Source organism: Rhizobium johnstonii 3841 (assembly GCF_000009265.1).
Taxonomy (GTDB): domain Bacteria; phylum Pseudomonadota; class Alphaproteobacteria; order Rhizobiales; family Rhizobiaceae; genus Rhizobium; species Rhizobium acaciae.
In genome coordinates this window covers 4,146,949-4,164,295 of the sequence record NC_008380.1, presented here as the reverse complement: position 1 = coordinate 4,164,295, position 17,347 = coordinate 4,146,949, and the positions used below count along the sequence as shown (strand labels likewise).

Genomic DNA, 17,347 nt, shown 5'->3' with positions numbered 1-17,347 from the left:
CAGACCATGAGAGAACGCTTTTGCAGGATCTGCGGCGGTTGGCACCAACTCGATAAATGGCCGCACAACTGCATGCCGGCTGAGAACCCGGCGCAGTCCGATCTGCCGGCGCCGCATTTCGTCAGCGACAACATCGATATCCAGTCGATGCATGACGGCCAGCACTACACGTCGAAGGCCAAGCTGCGTTCGTCCTACCGGGCGGCTGGCGTGGTCGAGATCGGCAACGAAAAGCCACAGCCGATCGAGACGCCAAAGACGGATCGCAACGAGATCCGGAACGAACTGCGGCGAGTTCACGCCGAATATAACGCCTGAACGGGCATCAATCCCCGAAATAGGAAACATCCGACATGGAAGACCTGATTAACGAGGCCGGCAACGGCAGCGAAGACCTCGGCACGTCCACCGAAAAGCCGATCAGCATCCGCGACAGCCTCAGGGCTGCGATCGACAGCGCCGACGGTAACGTCTCGGCGTCCAGCAGCACGGATCGGCAGCGCGACGAACACGGCCGCTTTGCCCCGAAGGAGACAGACAAGGGAACCCCGGCCGCTGCGGCAGTGCCGAAGCCTGTAGATGCACCAGCAGCAGCCAACGCCGCCGCAGCAGCCCCACAGACGCCAGCCGTGGCGCCCGAACAGCAGCCAGTCGCAACTACGCACCGTGTGCCCCCTGGCTGGTCGGCTGAGGCAAAGGCGCAGTTCGGGACTCTGCCGCCCGAGGTGCAGGCCGCCGTCGCCAAGCGAGAGCAGGAGGTCGACAACGGATTCCGTGTTCTGCAGGACTACAAGGGCCTGGAGGAGTTCACGCCTATCGTCAGGCAGGCCGGCACGACACATGCCGATGTCATGCGGAAGGCGATCGACTGGGAACAGTCGCTCATTCGCGACCCGGTCAACACAGTCATTCACGTCGCCAGGATGGCCGGCGTCAATCTTCAGGCCCTTGTAGCCGGGCAGCAGGACCAGATCCTGCAGCGCCGGCCGCAACAGGCCCAGCAACAGCCAACGCCTCAGCCCGTCAACGTCGAGGCCACGGTTGAACAAGTACTTCGGAAACGAGACACTGAAACTCAGGTCAATGCCTTCATTTCCGACCCAGCAAATGTGCACGCCGAAGCAGTTCTCGACGACATGGTCGCCCTTATCAGCGCAGGGCGCGCATCGTCGCTCAAGGATGCTTACGACTCGGCCTGCTGGATGCGCCCCGATATTCGTCAGCAGCTGATCAGCCAGGCTGCACCGGCGACCACAGTCCAAGACCAGACGTCCCAAAAGGCAGCAGCGGCAGATCAGGCCCGCCGCGCCTCGCGATCGATTTCCGGCTCTTCCGCACCTGGACCAACCCAGGGCGCCGGCGCCGGCCAACCAACCTCAATCCGCGACTCGCTCCGCAGTGCATTGCACGCCGCGAACGGTCGCGTTTGATCCAAAAGGAAAGTGATCCATGCCCGTTTCCCCCAACCTCTCTGAAATCGTGACCACGACGCTGCGCAACCGCAGCGGCACGGTCGCCGACGACGTGACGAAGAACAACGGTCTTCTCTCTCGTCTGAACAGCCGCGGCCGCAAGAAGCCCATCTCCGGCGGCCGCACCATCGTTCAGGAACTGCAGTACCAGGAAAACAACACCTTCAAGCGCTATTCCGGCTACGATATCCTCAACGTCCAGCCCTCCGACGTCATCACCGCTGCCGAATACGACCTCAAGCAGGCCGCGGTCGCCGTCTCCATGTCGGGCCTCGAACAGCTGCAGAATTCCGGCGAGGATGCGGTCCTCGATCTGCTTGAGCAGCGCATCGAGAATGCCGAAACGACGCTGAAGAACAATATCGCGCTCGACTGCTATTCCGATGGCACGGCCGATGGCGGGCGTCAGATCGGCGGCCTGCAACTCTTGATCTCGACCTCGCCGACCTCAGGCACCGTCGGCGGCATCTCGCGCGCCACCTGGGGCTTCTGGCGGAACCAGAAGTTCTCGGCCTCGGCCGACGGCGGTGCGGCCGCCACGAATGCCAACATCCAGAGCTACATGAACCGGCTCTATATGTCCTGCGTTCGCGGCTCCGATGCGCCTGACCTTGTCGTCGCCGACAACAACTTCTTCCGCCTCTACTGGGAATCGCTGCAGGCGATCCAGCGCATCACCTCGGCGGACAAAGGCATGGCCGGCTTCCAGTCGCTCCAATACATGGGCGCCGACGTGATCTTCGACGGCGGCTTCGGCGGCGGTGCGCCGCTCAACCAGATGTTCTTCCTGAACACCAAGTACCTGTTCTATCGCCCGCATCGCGACCGCGACATGGCTCCGATCGGCGACGAACGCATGAACACCAACCAGGACGCCTTCGTGCAGCTCATGGGCTTCGCCGGCAACCTCACGATGAACAACGCCTTCCTGCAGGGCGTGTTGTTCGCCTGATCGTCAACGAAAGGATCAACTCCAATGACCATCGCAATTTCTCAGACCGATCGTCTTGGCGCGAACCCGTTCGTCGTCGAAGGCCCGATCGTTTCCGGCTCCGGTATTCCGGGTCCGAACTTCTCCCTCGGCGCTGTCGCCGGCGGGGACCGCGAATCCGAATGGGTCTATTGCCAGCTGGTGCTGGCCTCGCAGACGACCCTTCAGCCCGGTCAGTGGTTCCAGTGGACCCGGGATTATGTCGCCTCGCTGCTGTCCACGGCCGCCGCCGTCGTCGGCAATCGTTGCGGCGTCTTCGCCGGGGCAAGCCAGGCGCCGACGCAGTCCGGTGGACCGGCACAGGCCATCATTCTTGCGGCCGGCACCTATTACGTCTGGCTGCAGCGCAATGGCCAGGCTCCGGCACTCGTCACCACTGCGACGGCGGCGCTTGTCGTCGCGGAAACCACTGCGACGGCGGGTCTGGCAACTGCACCGGCATCGCCGACGGCATCGAGCAAGGCCATCCAGGGTGTCAACTTCGCGGCGGCCAACCAGACCTTCACGGCGACCACGGTCAACGGCTCCAACCTACTGACCGCACTCGGAAACGTCAGCCCCGCAGGAGGCCCGTTCATCGGCGCCGCCATCTCGGGCACCGGCATTCCGGGTGCCACCACAATCAGCGGGATCACCTACACCCCCTCGGGCACGATCCAGAGCATCACCATGTCCGCCAACGCAACGGCCAATGGCACCGCCATCACGGTCACCGCGACTGGCGTGCTCGAAGCCACGCTGATGCGTCCGTACCTGTCGAAGGTGAACTAAGGAGGCTGAAATGTCCCTGATGAATGAACTTCACAAGAAAATCGCTGCCGACCGCAAGGCCGGCCGCGACATCTCCCCGGTGATCGAGGAATTGCTTCTGATGATCGCCGAGAAGGTCGAGCAGCCGGCCGCCAAGAAGGCAGCCCCCGCAAAATCGACCGACACCAGCAAGTGATCAACGGCGGGCGCTTCGGCGCCCGTTTCCTTTCCCCGCCATCAACAGCGAGACAGCACCATGGCCGACAGCAATACCGGAATTTATGCCTCCTTCAGCCTCGAGCCGGTCGAACAGACCTTTCTGACGGAGAAGGAAGGGCGCCCGATCTTCGCCGACAAGGAATTCGTCCGGATCTTCATCGCCGGCGACAAGCACACCGAGGTTTATCGGGAGGTGACGGAGAACGACAAACTCCGCTTTTCCGACTCCTACAAGCGCTTCAAGGAAGGCGCGGAGGCTCGCGAGCAGCTTGTCGGCACTCCACTGGCGCAATGGGCTTTTCTGAAGCCCAGTCAGATCAAGGAACTGGAAGCGATCAACATCTATACCGTCGAGCAGCTCGCCGCACTCTCCGACACTGCGAAGCAGAAGATCGGCATGGGTGCCAACGAGCTCGTCGCCGCTGCGCAGGGCTATCTTGCATCCGCCCAGGACTCCCGGGCCGCTTCGGCATTTGCCGCTGAGAACGAGCGTCTCAAGGACGAAGTTGGCCGCCTGCAGGATCAGATGAAGGAAATGGCCACTCGTTTCGAAGCGGTAGAAAAAGAACGCCAAGGTGGCCGCGGCCGCGCAGCAGCCTAAGCCGGAGATCCGCGCATGTCGATTTTGACGATAATCCAGAACGTATGCGCGGAAATCGATCTTGATCCGCCGACGGCCGTCGTGTCGTCGGCTGACCCGCAGATAAGGCAGTTGCAGATCCTGTCCTATCGCGCCGGCCGCGATCTGCTGAAGGATCATGATTGGTCGGTGCTGATGACGACGCGGAATTTCACAGCGACCGGAGCAATCCCAGAGCCAACGGAGCCGCCGGCGGATTTTCAGCGCTACGTCGCCAATTCGGTGATCTGGAACACGTCGCGCCTCTGGCAGCTCAACGGCCCTGTCGAGCCGCAGACATGGGAGCGGAACACCATCCTCAATTCCAACCCTGTCCCGCAGATCTACCGGATGCTTGGCGGCAAGCTGGCGTTCTTCCCGAACGATGTCGGCGAAACGCTTCGCTACGAGTACGTTTCCAAGTATTGGATCGCGGTCATGGGCGGCCCGACCTATGCCGAAAATTGGGCGAACGACACCGACATGGCGCGTTTCCCGGAAGACCTCCTTGAGCTTTCGCTGATCTGGCGTTGGAAGCGGGCAAAGGGGCTGGACTACGGCGAAGAGCTCGAAAACTTCGAGCGGGCCAAGGAAGCGGCCGTCGGTGCCGATCGCGCCGCGCAGCCGATCAGTCTGTCGATGCCCAACCGCGGCGAAGTCCCCGAAAACTACTGGCCAGGCATAATTACCGTATGACCAGAAAACCCGTTCCCCCAAATGGGCGCACCGGCCGCGTGTCTCCCAGCAAAGACTGGATCGCGCCGATCGGCGGCTGGCGAACCGACGTTGAGATGGCCGACATGCCAAAAGAGGCGGCGTTTCAGCTCGACAACTTCTTTCCCGAGGCGAACCGCGTGCGGGCCCGCTATGGCCATGGCGCTTTCGCAACTGGTCTCGGCGCGCCTGTTCAGACGGTCATTCCGTATGTCGGCGTGAGCAACAGGCTCTTCGCTGCGGCGGGCAGCAAGATTTTCGACGTGACTTCCGGCGGCGTGGTAGGGGCTGCAGCGGTGTCGGGGCTGTCCAGCGCCCGCTGGTCGGTCCAGCAGTATACCAACCCGGCCGGCCAGGAATATCTGCGACTCGTCAATGGGCTGGATCTGCCGCTCCTCTACAACGGAACGACCTGGACGAATAACATTCTGGTTGGCACGGCAACGCTCGCGACGCAGAACGTTGCGGTCAAGGCAGTGCAGTATACGCTCAGCTTCTTCGGAACGGGCTCGGTGACTCTCTCAGGGGCTTTTGCAGGCGTTCTGAACGGTACCGGGGTTGGAAACCGCGTCACGCTGACATTCACGCCTGTCGCTGGCACGCTGACGCTGACGGTCGCCGGCTCTGTCACCAATGCGCAGTTGGAAACGGGCGCCGTCGCCACGCCTTATGTTTCGTCGACGATGATCACCGGCATTCCAGATCCGTCGCTGCTGATCGCGATCACGGCCTATCGCTCGCGGCTCTGGTTCATCGAGAAGAACTCGACCAACGTCTGGTATCTCGCAACGGATGCCGTCAGCGGCACGGCGACGGTTCTGCCGGTCGGCGGCAACATGAAGTATGGCGGCACGCTGATCGCCATTGGTGTCTGGACGATCCCGGTATCCACCGGGCTGCAGCAGTGCCTGGTGCTGATGTCGTCCGAAGGCGAGGTGATCGTCTATCAGGGCTCCGATCCTTCGAGCTCGACTAACTGGGGACTTATCGGGACGTTCAAGCTTGGCCGGCCGCTGGGAACCGAAAGGTGCTTCCTTTCAGTCGGCGCCGATCTCGCGATCATGACCACCGACGGCATCGTGCCGATCACGAAAGCCGTGCAGCTTGATCGAGGGGCAACCAGCCTTGGGGCGATTACCGCAAAGATTGGCCCGACCTGGCGCGAGACAGTCGCGACTGCCGGCACCACGTCGGACGAATGGCAACTGGCGAGCTTTCCGGCACGGCAGATGGCTATCGTCAACCTGCCGTCTTCGCTGGGGCCATATCAATATGTCATGAACACCGAAACCGGCGCCTGGTGCCGCTTCGTCGGACTTGCTGCCTCCTGCTGGGGCAACTGGCAGGACCGGCTGTTCTTCGGCGCTGCCGACGGGACGGTTTACGAAGCTGAAGTAGGGGCCAATGACAACGGCGCGGCGATCGATGCTCTCATGGTGGGAGCGTGGAACCGCTACGGCGAGGACATGGCATCCAAGTTCTCGAAGCTAATCGGGGTGACGGCGCAGATCGGCGTCTCGACGCTGATGTATGCCGGCATGTCGTTCGACTACCAGACGAAGATACCCACGGCGCTCCTGTCGACGGTCGAGAACAATGCGTCCGCGAAGTGGGGCTCGGCGATCTGGGGCGTGTCGAAATTCCCCGGTCTGTCGATCGTCCGAAAGTTTGCTTCAGCGGGCGGCGCGGGTTCAGCGCTAGCGCCGACGATCCGGGCGTTGATTTCCGGCGCGTCTGGTTCGGTGTCCGAAGCCGCAGTCATCGGCGGGTCGGTTCTCTATGAAAAAGGATCCCCGATTTGATCGTCTCCGAGCCCCGCGAAGATATCGCGGCATGGGTCGGGGGCAAGATCGGGGTAGCCTTCCATCCGCCGTTCACAGCCATGGCTCAGGTCCAGGGCGGCCGGATCATCGCGGCTTATGTCTTCAACGTCTGGACGGAGCATGACGTCGAGGTCTCGCTTGCTGCCGATCGGCTTTCCGCAACCTTGATGCGGGCTGTCTTCCGATATGTCGTCGACCAGCTTGGATGCCGCCGAGCGACATTCAGGACACGTGCCGACAACATTGCTGCTCAGCAGGCGCTCGAAAGGCTCGGCGCGCGCCTGGAAGGCCGGCAGACGGCTTACTTCGGCGACTGTGACGCGCTGCTCTATGGAATCTTGAAAGAGGACTTCCCCTATGGTCTCCACGCCTAAGGCGCCGAAAGCGCCCGACCCGACACAGACCGCGGCGGCGCAGACAGCGACGAACGTGGATACCGCTATTGCCAACGCTGGCCTCAGCCATACAAACCAGTACACGCCCGACGGCTCGCTGGAATACAAGGTCAGCGGCTATCAGACGATGAAGGACCAGAACGGCAAGACCTACCAGTTGCCGACCTATTCTGCGTACCAGACTTACTCTCCGCAAAACCAGGCGATTTATGACCAGACCCAGCAGACGCAGCTTGGTCTGTCGAAGCTGGCGAATGAGCAAACCGGCAAGATTTCCGGCATCCTCGGCACCAATGTCGATCTCAGCGCCGGCAATGTGGACAAATACGCCAACGACCATTGGCAGGGCGGGTTCAACAACCAGTGGGATCGCGACCAGGCGAGCCTCGACCAGAGCTTGGCCGACAAGGGAATCTCGATGGGCTCGGAGGCCTATAACAACGCGCTGCGTGACTTCTCGACGCGCAAGCAGGCTGCATCGGATCAATTCCTTGGCGACATGTATTCGAATGCGCAGAACTCGATCCTGACCGAGCGAAACCAGCCGCTGAACGAGATTTCGGCGCTGATGTCCGGCTCTCAGGTCAATCAGCCGAACTACGTCAACGCGCCGACGACGCAGCTTCCGACCGTCGACCAGGCTGGGCTGATCAACGAAAACTACAATCAGCAGATGGGTGCCTACAATTCGCAGGTGTCGAAGTCCAATGCTGCGATGGGTGGTCTGTTCGGCCTCGGCTCTTCGCTGCTTGGCGGATGGGCCATGGGGTCCGACCGACGCCTGAAGGAAGACATCAAACGGGTCGGCACTCTGGACAACGGCCTGCCGGTTTACGTCTTCCGTTACAAGAAGGGCGGCCCGACACAGATCGGGCTCATGTCCGACGATGTGCGCGAGGTTCACCCGGAATCGGTGTTCGAGGATGCCGAAGGGTTTGACCGCGTCGATTACGAAAAGGCGGTGGTGTGATGGGTTTCATCTTCGGCGGCGATACCGGCCAATCGCAGGAAAGCGTTACCGATGCCCGCAAGCGCCTAGCTGCGGCCATGCTCCAGCAGGGGGCCAACACGAGCCCCATACAGTCGCCATGGGAAGGCGCTGCCCGCATGGCTCAGGCGCTCATGGGCGGTCTCGCCATCCGCAAACAGGGCGAAGCAGAACAGGCTGGCATGGCCGAAGGGATGGCAGCGCTGACCGGACAGCATACCCCGCCTGAGAAGCCGGCCGGTTTCCTGTCGTCCATCTTCGGCGGCAACAAGGCGGGCGATCCTGGCGCGACCGGTTCTTCCATGCCGAAGGTTGATGCCGGCGGCAATATCCCTGTCGCGACCGCGCCGGACGATGTGCGGAACCTCATCGCTGCCAACGTGCCGCCGGAGATGCAGGGGTATGCGACGAACCTGATCGGCAAGGAAAGCTCGTTCAATCCGAACGCCGTCTCTCCGACGGGCGCAACCGGCTTGGCACAGTTCACCAGAGGGACAGGCAGCCAGTATGGGCTCGTCTCCGATCGAGGGGACATGCGCAAAGATCCCGTGGCAAATCTGAAGGCTCTTGTGGCGCTGACGAACGACAACCGCGCAGGGCTGACAAATGCGCTCGGCCGTGCTCCGTCCGATGGAGAGCTTGCGCTTGCTCATCAGCAGGGCTTGCAGGGCGCGATCAACCTGCTCTCCGGCAAGTCGGTTCCTGGCAATAATCTCGCCGTGAACAACGTCGATCCGAGCATGGATCCGCGCACCGCGGCGAACAAGATCATGGCCTTCTATGGCGGCTCCGGTGGTCAGCAAGCCGCCGGCATGCCATCGGCGCAGCCGATCCAGCCTCCGCCAGTTAATCCTCCTGCACCCCCTCCGCAGCCAGGCTATGTCGATCCGATGATCGCGCCGAATGCTGCGCCTCCCATGCCACAGCAGACCGCTGCCCCCGGCGAAGTCGCAAGCCTTGATCCGTCGATCGGCATTCCAATGCCCGGTGCTGCAGGGCAAATGCGGGCATCCGATCCCGCACAGCCCATGCCGCCGCAGGGAGCCCCGCAGGCTGCGTTGTCGCCTTTGCCATCATCCACGGTCGGCCCGACGCCGAACGTCGCCGGCGTGCCACCTGTAGGCCAGCAGATCCCGTCCGAGTTTCAGAACAGCCCGCAGCTCATGAACGCCGATCCGAACAGTGGCATCATGCCGGTGTTGCTTGGCGGCTCTCCTGCATCTCCAGAGCAGGTTGCGCAGGCGCAGCAGTCGGGGCAAGCGCGTCTTGCCCAGGCACTCGGCAGTGCATCGCCCCAGCAGGCGGCGAACCCGATGGCTAACCCGCGCGCGCAAGCCCTCGTCAAGGTGCTCAGCAACCCGAATGTTCCGACGCCCATGAAGGCCATGGCGGCGCAGTCGCTGCAGACGCTGATGAAACCTCCGGAGTACGGTTTCCAGACGCTGCCGGATGGAACCGTTCTGCGTAGTGACCCACGCACCGGGACAGTGCAGCCGATCTATCAGAGCACGCCGAAGCCGACAGAGGTGAACGGTCGCCTCGTTGGCGCCGACGGCAAGGTTATCGCCGATTTCAGCAACGGTCAGTGGGAGCGAATGAGTGACGGCACGCTCTACAACAAGAGCACCGGCGAAATCAGGCAAGCCCCTGGAGGCGCCGGCGGCGAGAAATTTTACGGCTCGACCGTCCCTTACTACGACAGGGATGGGAACCTGCGATATCGCCAGTTGGGTGACAAGGGCGGTGGCAAGGATCTGGATTTCGGGCCCGGAGCAACGGCGGCGCCGACGACGCGCACCGTCGACACTGGAACGGAACTGATCACCCTCGGCCCCGGTGGTCAGGAAGTGAAGCGGACCACAAAGGAGAATTATGAGGCATCGAAAGACGCCGCGCAGGGCAGCACTGAAGGCAAGGCTGCTGGCGAAGCAGTTTCGTCGCTTCCAGCGGATCTGATGCAGGCCGACCAGACGATCAAGAACATCAATGAGTTGCTGACCAGCAAGGGGCTAAATTCGATCGTCGGTTCGGTCGACCAGTTTCGGCCTTCCTGGACAATGGGGGCTGACGGTCGGGACGCTCTAACACGCCTCAAGCAGCTCCAAGGCGGTGCGTTCCTGCAAGCTTATGGGCTTCTCAAAGGCGGCGGCCAAATCACCGAAGTCGAAGGCGGCAAGGCTCAGGATGCAATGGCTCGCATGGATCGCTCGCTTGATGAGCCTCATTTCCGGGCTGCTCTGAAGGATTTCCGCGATGCCGTCGAGCAGGGCGTTGCCAAAATGAAGCAGCGGGCAAAGGTGGCAGCACCATCAACGCCTGCCGACCCGGCCGTTGTGCCGACTGATGTCCCGGGCGTCACCATTCGAAGGAGACAGTAAATGCCAACATACACTGTCGAGGTGAACGGCGAGACCTTCGATATCGATGCTCCCAATGATGACGCTGTGCGCGCTGCGGTGCGCCAGCTTCAGGGGCAACAGCCGGCCGCACCAACGCCGTCACAGCCGCTGAGCGCCGCCCCACAGCCCGAGAAATCGACGCTTGAGAAGGTGACAGGCAACATCAACTCGTTCGGTCAAGGCATCGTTGACATGGTCGGAATGGGCTATGCCGATGAGATCGGTGCCGGCATCGACTATGCGGGCTCCCATGTTCTGCCATGGCGCGACGCAAAGACCTACGATCAAGCTTTGGCGGATACGCGTGGAGAGCAGGAACAGGCTTACGAGGAGCATCCGGCAGCCAACATCGCAGGCAAGGTAACAGGCGCGCTATGGGGTGCCAGCCGCCTCGCCAAGGCTGGACTCTCTCCAACTGCCAACGCCATCAAAGCCGAGGCAGGGCTTGGGAGAGTAACCGCAGCCTCGGCCAAGGAAGGTGCGATTCTCGGCACCATCTCGGGTTTCGGAAACGGGGAGGGTGGCCTCGGAAATAGGTTGGTAAACGCGGGAGTTGGCGGCGGTTTGGGACTCGGGATCGGAGCCGTTGCGCCGGCAGCCGTTGCCGGCCTCACGCAGGTTGTCAAATCCGCTGCTGCGCCGCTCATTGCGCCGTTCGCACCTGACGGATATGTGCGCGATGCGCTTGCCACGGCCCTGAGGCGTGCCGGCCAGACCCCCGAAGGCATAACCAACAACATGCGTGCTGCTGCGGCTGACGGCCAGGACATGTTCAACGTCGCTGACGCCATGGGCTACACCGGTGAGCGGCTGATGTCGACTTCCGCCCGTGTTCCGCATGATAACCGGCAGCCGCTTGCTGAAGCTTTGATGGCGCGGCAGGCAGGGCAGGGCGAGCGGCTTGCGAACAATCTCGCGGAAGGCTTCGATACCTTTGATACGGCCGGGCGTCGGATCGCTGACCGCACGGCGCAGCGCACCGCGGAGGCAAACGAGCTCTACCCAGCCGCCCGCGCAAATGCGGGTCCGGTCAACGTCACGCCGGTTCTCGAAGAGATCGACAGGACAATCCGCCCCGGCGTTAATCAGGTGGTCAACCCCCGTGACCGCATTGCAAACGACTCGATCGAAGGCGCCTTAACTCGCGTTCGTTCCATGCTGTCGGATGGCAATTCCCAAGTGACCGACTTCGACACCTTGTTCAGGGCGAAGTTGGACCTGGATGACATGATCCAACGAGCAGAAGGACAAGGGGCCGGCAATCGTGCGCATTATCTGTCGCGCGTACAGGGGCTGGTCGACCAAGCGCTCGCCGATGCTTCCGAGGGATACGTGGGTGCCCGGGACGCATTTGCCAGCGCCTCGCGCCGGATCGATGCCGTTGACGCCGGCAGCGCAGCAAGCCGCATATCCCGCAGGGCTCAGGACACAATTCCAGAGTTCGAGGCGATGCCTCCTGGCGAACAGGTGGATTTCCGCGCCGGCTACATCGACCCGCTGATCGCCCGCTTGGAGGGAGCGTCTTCGTCCCCGACGACGAACAAGGCTCGAATGCTGCAGACGCCGAAATTTGAAGCCGAACTTCCTGCGTTCGCCGCTCCGGAGCGCGGAGGACAACTTGCGGACCGCATCGCCCGCGAACAGACCATGTTCCGGACAGCAAACGCGGCACTAGGCAATTCGAAGACGGCCGACAACCTAGCGGATGCCGCGGACATGAACCAGTTCGACCCGGCGGTTATCGGGCGTCTAGTGCGGGGCGACCCGATCGGCGCGATTACAACAGGTCTTTCGAAGGCCCTCGGAACCTTGACCGGGCAGCCGCCATCCGTTGTGGAGCGACTATCGCGCGTGCTGATGGAGACGAACCCAGACGTGGCGCTTGATGTATTGCGGGCAGGGACACAGCAGCTGTCGCGGAACGATCAGCTAAGGGCGCGGCTCGTGTCCGCGCTGGTGGAATCAGGAGCTGCCGGAGTTCCGAGACTTACTGCGCCATGAGTCAGGGATCTTGTTGCCGGTGATCTCGATCGCCCAGGCAACAACGCATCCGCCTATGCCAGCGCCGAGCGAAAGCGATACCCAGTCGATCGAGCGAGTGAACAGGTTGAGCAGGAAAATTCCTAATACGACAGCGAACGTCGATTTCCACGGGCCGGGGCCGCGGTCGAGCTTCGGTTCATCTGGGTCGTGATCGATCTGCATCGGCAACCAATACTATAGCCAATGAGGCCCCGCAATCCGCGGGGCCTTCTCTTTTCGGAGAAGGTGAATGCCCAGAAACCCATCAACCGGCGTCTATTCCAAGCCCGCCGGCACGACACCTTCCGTCGGCCAGGTCATCGACCCGGCGCCGTGGAACGCACTGACCACCGACCTCGGCAACGAAATCACCAATTCGCTGCCGCGCGACGGCTCGGCGCCGATGGTGTCGCCCTTGAAACTCGCCGCCGGCACCGTTTCGGCTCCTGGCATCGGGTTTTCATCCGTCCCGCAGACCGGACTTTATCTCAAGGGTGGCGGCCTGCTGGGTTTCACGCAGAACGGTGTGGATATCTCATTCGGTCGCGCATCTGTCTATGCGGCCAAGTCGGGCGATTACACGGCTCTTGCAACGGATGACAATGCCGTGCTGCGGTTCACTGCGGCGGCAACGCTCACCCTTACGGCTGCGGCTACCCTTGCTGCCAACTGGCAAATTACCGTGATCGCTGATGGCGGGGATGTGACGATTGATCCCAACGGGTCGGAAACGATCGACGGCGCGACAACGCTTTTCGTTCCAAACGGTGGTTGGGCCAATCTCTTCTGTAGCGGCTCGGCGTTCTTCACCAACAAGACGGCGGCTCAAGCCTTTGCCATCGCAAATATGAAATGGCGCTCTCGCTTCATCGGGGAAGTTGTTTTCGCAAACACTGCAGTAACTGGAGCCGAGATGCCACCATCCACGACAACGGACACGGTGTGGATAGAGCTGACGATGGGCCTGACGGGCGTCGGCGCCTTCAACAATGGGAAGCTGACGACAGAGAGTGTTTCGGGCTCGGCACCGCTGGTATTAGCCACTGCCGTAATCAGTTTTGCTGGCTCCCCAATGAATGGCCAGACTATTCGGCTGATCAATACCGAGTCCAGAATCCTTCGCCCGTCCGCATCGTCAGGCACGCTTCAAGACGATGCGTTTCAAGACCACGCGCACGGCGTCGTTGGATCGGACGGCGCTGGCGGCGGGGTTGCGATTATCAACAACGGTGCTGGCGGCTTCTCTCCGAACAACAAGACTGCCAATGCGTCGACTGCAGCGACCGGTGGCACGCCACGAATTGCTAACGAAACCCGCATGAAAAACATTGGCGTCAAAGCTTACATGAGGATTGCCTAATGCCCTACGCAGTTGGTTTGGATACGATGGGCACGGAAAACCCGATCGTCATAGAAGGTACTCCTGTCGAAGGGGAATACCTCGAGATTTCTTGGGACGACTATCTGGCAGGAATAAACTGCTTGGTTAGTGGGCAGCATGTTTGCGTGGTCAACGGCGTCCTCATCCTTGACTACGAGCCGCCGCCAGAGGTCATGCCATGATCCTGCGCTATCTCGCCTACTTCCCGGCGAACATTTGCCTCATCGGGTGCGCCTACGTGCTGTCGCCGTTCCTCGCCGCCTGGTCAATGAAACACGGCCCGGTTCTGCCGGGCCGGTGGCGATGGTTCTCAACGCTGAACGCCGATCTAGACGGCTATATCCCGCAACATGTCGCAGGCTTTGATCCAGCCGCCAAGGGCTTCAAACTCTGGTGGCAGCGGACCCGCTGGACATGGCGCAACCCGTGCAATGGCTGGCAATCAGAAGCCTTGGGCGTTGAGGACATCGCTAAGGCCTTCACCGTCAAACGCGATGTTCCGCTGGCATTTGGCTTCTATCTCAAGCTCTGGCTTGGCTGGAACCCGATAAAGCGCGGCGGGAACTACTATCCGTTCATGTTTCAGATCGCGCCGAAGCGCCGGTCGTAGTCACTTCTCACAATCTGGAGCCTCCCATGCTCGTCCATAACTGGCGCGAGGTGCTGAAACGCGCCTGGAGCGTCCGCCTCATGGCGCTTGCGCTCGTCTTCATCGTCCTTGAGCCGATCTACACCTTCGTGGCCGCCACCTGGGTAGCGAAGAACATCTACATCCAGCTCGGCATGTCGATCGTCACAGGACTTCTCGCCGTCGCGGCAATCATCGCCCGCATCTTCGTCCAGCAAAAAGTTTCAGGAGATCTGAATGGCAAACCGCCTGCAGAAGGGTAGCGCCGCGGCTGCAATGGCTGTTGCGCTCGTCGGATCGTTCGAAGGGCTGAGGCAGAACGCCTATCCCGATCCGGCCACGCAAGGCCAGCCGTGGACCATCTGCTACGGCAGCACCAATGGCGTGAAGCCCGGCGACCGAAAGACGGTCGAGCAGTGCAAGGCGCTTCTCTCGCTCGAGCTGCAAACCTATGCGGCCGGCATTGAGCGCTGCGTGCGCGTTACCCTGCCGGATGCGCGGTTCGTCGCTCTGACCTCATTTGCCTACAATGTGGGCATCAAGGCGGCCTGCGGTTCGAGCGCGGTCAGACTCATCAACCAGGGCAGGACGGCTGAGGGTTGCGAGGCCCTGTTGAAGTGGAACCGGGCCGCGGGGATTGTCTTCCCCGGCCTAACCCGCCGGCGGCAGAAGGAACGCCAGTTCTGCTTGGAGGGCGTGTGATGCTCTCCCTAATCCCCGACATCATAAAGCTGCCCGCCGCTATCGCCCTTGGCGCAGTCCTCGCCTTCTACCCGGCCCGCTGGCTTGGGCAGTCTGAAGGCAAGCAGATGGCCGCAACGGCCGCCCTCACGAAATCCGTCCAGGTCCTGCGGGAAAGAAACACCATCGATGACGAAGTTTCCACTTCTGATGCTGCCGCTTTGTGCGCTGATCTCGGGCTGCCAGACGACCAGCAAGCAGAATGTGTGCGACGGGTTCTCTCGCCTGACGCCGAGCCTGCAAACGTCGGTAACGATCCTGAAAACGGATCGGCCGTTCGCGAACCAGATTGCCAGCCACAATAAGTTCGGCGCCGCTCAAGGCTGCTGGGAGTAGACGCCGATGATGAACGCAATTTCGCTCGCCTTGACGAACCCGATGTTGAATGCCGGGGGCGGAAGCGGCGGAGATCCCGACCGCTTCATGTTCTTTGCCACGCGTAACCGCATGCCCTCGGGCAACATCGTCACTGCCGCGGCCGGCACCGAATATGTCTGCGCCAAGATGGTCATCCACACGCCGTCCTACAAAACGCGGACGTTCAGGTTTCATCTGTCCGGCTTCGCCTCGACGGAAGGTGGAAACTCGCCCCAGGAAACCATCGTCACCGGCACGATTGGCGCGCCCGGCAATTCCGTTGTTGTCGATGCGATGTTCGCCCGGGTCGCAGGCGTCTTCTACCAGTTGCAGGTCGCGGCCTCGAATACGGTGACCATCGCTGACCAGACAAATGGCGCATGGACGGATGAGCTCACGACGCCGGACGTCGCGGCGGAAAGTGAAATAGAGCTATGGCTGTTCTATCACACGGCCGTCGCAGAGAAGATCTGGCCCGTCTTCCGCATCCAGAAGCATCGCGGGGAACGCGTCTGGGGCGCGGTCGATCACGCGACCCTGCAAGCGTTCATGTCTACGCCGGATGCCGACAGCACTGTCGCGCTCGATACCGGCTATGGCACGCAGGCGCAGCCGCAATATTACGGGTTCGACTTCATGGTCGCCAAGGGCGACTGGGATGGTCGCCCGATCGCCCTTGGCTTCGTCGACAGCCTGGGTGAAAGCCGGCAGGAATTCAGCGCCGCGGCCGATGCGCGCGGCAATCTCGGCTGGTTTCGCCGCTGGCTGGACAAGAATGGTGGTATCGGCCGCATACCGCATCTGCTGATCGGCATGCCGGGGGCGGGGTCCGTGCGAGAATACACCGGGACTGGCTCTGCCATTGCGACCAGGCGTCGGGATATCATCCGCGAAATCTATGCTTTCAACGGCAGCCGCTGGCCTTTCACCGTCATCGCAAACCAGATGGGGCAGAACGATACTTCCACGTCGTACAACACGTGGTTCAACACCAACTATCGCTCACTGATTACCCGCATCCGTGCTGAATACCCTGGCGTTCGCATTGTCGCATTCCCGCCGCTGGGACGCACTGATATTCAGAAAACCGTTACTCTCACTTCGGTGGGGACTGTTGCCACGGCGACTATCGCGGCTGGAACTACCGGCCTTGTCAGCGGGCAAACTGTCAGCATTACCGGAGCCACGCCGACCGCTTACAACGGCAACTACGTGATTACCGTCACCGGCGCGAATGAGTTCACCTACAACTTTGCAGGCGGGACTTCGCCGGCAACCGGAACCATCCGAATAGGCGATCTGGGTCTTCGTACGGACTTTCAAGTCTATTCTGCAAACAATGTCTGGCCATCTGACGGAACAGATGCTTCCGGCAAATGGCGGCTGCGCGACGACATTCTTGCCAAGACGTCGTCTTGCTGTGACGCGGCGATCGATACCTATGCAGGTTGGGTGTCGCCGTCCAAAGGCGGTGCCTGGCCGAGCATGCTGGAGCTTCCCAGCACCACGCTCACGGTCCAGGCAGGCACGGATGGTATTGCGACCTACAACTCTATCACCGTGGCGGACGCGAACTTCCTTCGACCAGAGCAGACGATAAACCTCTATTCCGGTCCTGACGGCGTTGCGCGCCTAAGCACCCAGATCATTGCCAGCATTGTTGGAAACGTGATCACTTACCAGGGCACAAGCGCGGTTGTTATGCCGATCGGGACGGTCGTGCGTCCGGCTGCGGCGATAGGCGAGAGCACTCCGGCCTCAATGGTGCACCCGCAGCCGGTCATGATCGACCGCATCGCCAACGGCGTACCTCAATCCGAAAAGCTGAAGTTCAATCCATAGACAGGC

20 protein-coding genes are annotated in these 17,347 nt (G+C 61.5%); 19 read left to right on the top strand and 1 reads right to left on the bottom strand.

What is annotated here, in order from left to right:
* Nucleotides 1-6: 6 nt before the first annotated feature.
* The 12 genes from RL_RS20305 (at nt 7) to RL_RS20255 (ending at nt 12,371) form a co-directional block, all read left to right on the top strand.
* On the top strand, nt 7-318 hold the full coding sequence (locus RL_RS20305; protein ID WP_011653369.1) for a hypothetical protein: 312 nt from the start codon (nt 7-9) through the stop codon (nt 316-318).
* A gap of 35 nt (nt 319-353) precedes the next feature.
* The gene (locus RL_RS20300; protein WP_011653368.1) at nt 354-1,430 is read left to right on the top strand and encodes a hypothetical protein; all 1,077 of its coding nucleotides are present in this window, start codon (nt 354-356) and stop codon (nt 1,428-1,430) included.
* Between the two features lie 19 nt (nt 1,431-1,449).
* The gene (locus tag RL_RS20295; RefSeq protein ID WP_011653367.1) at nt 1,450-2,424 is read left to right on the top strand and encodes a phage major capsid protein; all 975 of its coding nucleotides are present in this window, start codon (nt 1,450-1,452) and stop codon (nt 2,422-2,424) included.
* Nucleotides 2,425-2,448: 24 nt separating this feature from the next.
* The gene (locus RL_RS20290; RefSeq protein ID WP_011653366.1) at nt 2,449-3,234 is read left to right on the top strand and encodes a hypothetical protein; all 786 of its coding nucleotides are present in this window, start codon (nt 2,449-2,451) and stop codon (nt 3,232-3,234) included.
* Nucleotides 3,235-3,244: 10 nt separating this feature from the next.
* Nucleotides 3,245-3,409 carry a hypothetical protein gene (locus RL_RS40215; RefSeq protein ID WP_173364446.1) on the top strand — a complete coding sequence of 55 codons (165 nt, stop codon included), beginning with the start codon at nt 3,245-3,247 and terminating at the stop codon, nt 3,407-3,409.
* A 60-nt stretch (nt 3,410-3,469) separates the two neighbouring features.
* A complete protein-coding gene (locus tag RL_RS20285) occupies nt 3,470-4,033 on the top strand; it encodes a hypothetical protein (RefSeq protein WP_011653365.1) in 564 nt (187 codons plus the stop codon).
* Between the two features lie 15 nt (nt 4,034-4,048).
* Nucleotides 4,049-4,747, top strand: coding sequence for a hypothetical protein (locus RL_RS20280; RefSeq protein WP_011653364.1), 699 nt, complete (start codon nt 4,049-4,051; stop codon nt 4,745-4,747).
* Entirely contained in the window at nt 4,744-6,567 is a 1,824-nt protein-coding gene (locus RL_RS20275) for a hypothetical protein (RefSeq protein ID WP_011653363.1), read from the top strand. The genes RL_RS20280 and RL_RS20275 overlap by 4 nt, the downstream gene beginning before the upstream one ends.
* Entirely contained in the window at nt 6,564-6,962 is a 399-nt protein-coding gene (locus tag RL_RS20270) for a GNAT family N-acetyltransferase (RefSeq protein WP_011653362.1), read from the top strand. Before RL_RS20275 ends, RL_RS20270 begins: the two co-directional genes overlap by 4 nt.
* Nucleotides 6,946-7,953, top strand: coding sequence for a tail fiber domain-containing protein (locus tag RL_RS20265; RefSeq protein ID WP_011653361.1), 1,008 nt, complete (start codon nt 6,946-6,948; stop codon nt 7,951-7,953). Before RL_RS20270 ends, RL_RS20265 begins: the two co-directional genes overlap by 17 nt.
* Entirely contained in the window at nt 7,953-10,349 is a 2,397-nt protein-coding gene (locus tag RL_RS20260; RefSeq protein ID WP_041936449.1) for a transglycosylase SLT domain-containing protein, read from the top strand. The genes RL_RS20265 and RL_RS20260 overlap by 1 nt, the downstream gene beginning before the upstream one ends.
* 66 nt (nt 10,350-10,415) lie before the next feature.
* Nucleotides 10,416-12,371 (top strand): hypothetical protein, encoded by a 1,956-nt coding sequence (locus tag RL_RS20255; RefSeq protein WP_244432343.1) that lies wholly within the window; start codon nt 10,416-10,418, stop codon nt 12,369-12,371.
* Here RL_RS20255 and RL_RS37740 read toward each other — a convergent pair.
* On the bottom strand, nt 12,333-12,575 hold the full coding sequence (locus RL_RS37740) for a hypothetical protein (RefSeq protein ID WP_244432342.1): 243 nt from the start codon (nt 12,573-12,575) through the stop codon (nt 12,333-12,335). The two genes, RL_RS20255 and RL_RS37740, sit on opposite strands and share 39 nt — an antisense overlap.
* A 67-nt stretch (nt 12,576-12,642) precedes the next feature.
* Here RL_RS37740 and RL_RS40635 point away from each other — a divergent pair, with 67 nt between their 5' ends.
* The 7 genes from RL_RS40635 to RL_RS20220 are packed head-to-tail and all read left to right on the top strand — an operon-like array spanning nt 12,643 to nt 17,341.
* Nucleotides 12,643-13,752: a hypothetical protein gene (locus RL_RS40635; RefSeq protein WP_011653357.1), complete on the top strand. Its 1,110-nt coding sequence runs from the start codon at nt 12,643-12,645 to the stop codon at nt 13,750-13,752.
* Nucleotides 13,752-13,955, top strand: a complete 204-nt coding sequence (locus RL_RS20245; RefSeq protein ID WP_011653356.1) for a hypothetical protein — start codon at nt 13,752-13,754, stop codon at nt 13,953-13,955. The genes RL_RS40635 and RL_RS20245 overlap by 1 nt, the downstream gene beginning before the upstream one ends.
* Nucleotides 13,952-14,383: a DUF7338 family protein gene (locus tag RL_RS20240; protein ID WP_011653355.1), complete on the top strand. Its 432-nt coding sequence runs from the start codon at nt 13,952-13,954 to the stop codon at nt 14,381-14,383. Before RL_RS20245 ends, RL_RS20240 begins: the two co-directional genes overlap by 4 nt.
* Nucleotides 14,384-14,409: 26 nt before the next feature.
* Nucleotides 14,410-14,664 (top strand): hypothetical protein, encoded by a 255-nt coding sequence (locus RL_RS20235; protein ID WP_011653354.1) that lies wholly within the window; start codon nt 14,410-14,412, stop codon nt 14,662-14,664.
* Nucleotides 14,639-15,103 carry a lysozyme gene (locus tag RL_RS20230; RefSeq protein ID WP_011653353.1) on the top strand — a complete coding sequence of 155 codons (465 nt, stop codon included), beginning with the start codon at nt 14,639-14,641 and terminating at the stop codon, nt 15,101-15,103. Before RL_RS20235 ends, RL_RS20230 begins: the two co-directional genes overlap by 26 nt.
* Nucleotides 15,103-15,447 carry a hypothetical protein gene (locus RL_RS39880; protein WP_011653352.1) on the top strand — a complete coding sequence of 115 codons (345 nt, stop codon included), beginning with the start codon at nt 15,103-15,105 and terminating at the stop codon, nt 15,445-15,447. Before RL_RS20230 ends, RL_RS39880 begins: the two co-directional genes overlap by 1 nt.
* Nucleotides 15,448-15,484: 37 nt before the next feature.
* A complete protein-coding gene (locus RL_RS20220; RefSeq protein WP_011653351.1) occupies nt 15,485-17,341 on the top strand; it encodes an SGNH/GDSL hydrolase family protein in 1,857 nt (618 codons plus the stop codon).
* Nucleotides 17,342-17,347 lie beyond the last annotated feature (6 nt).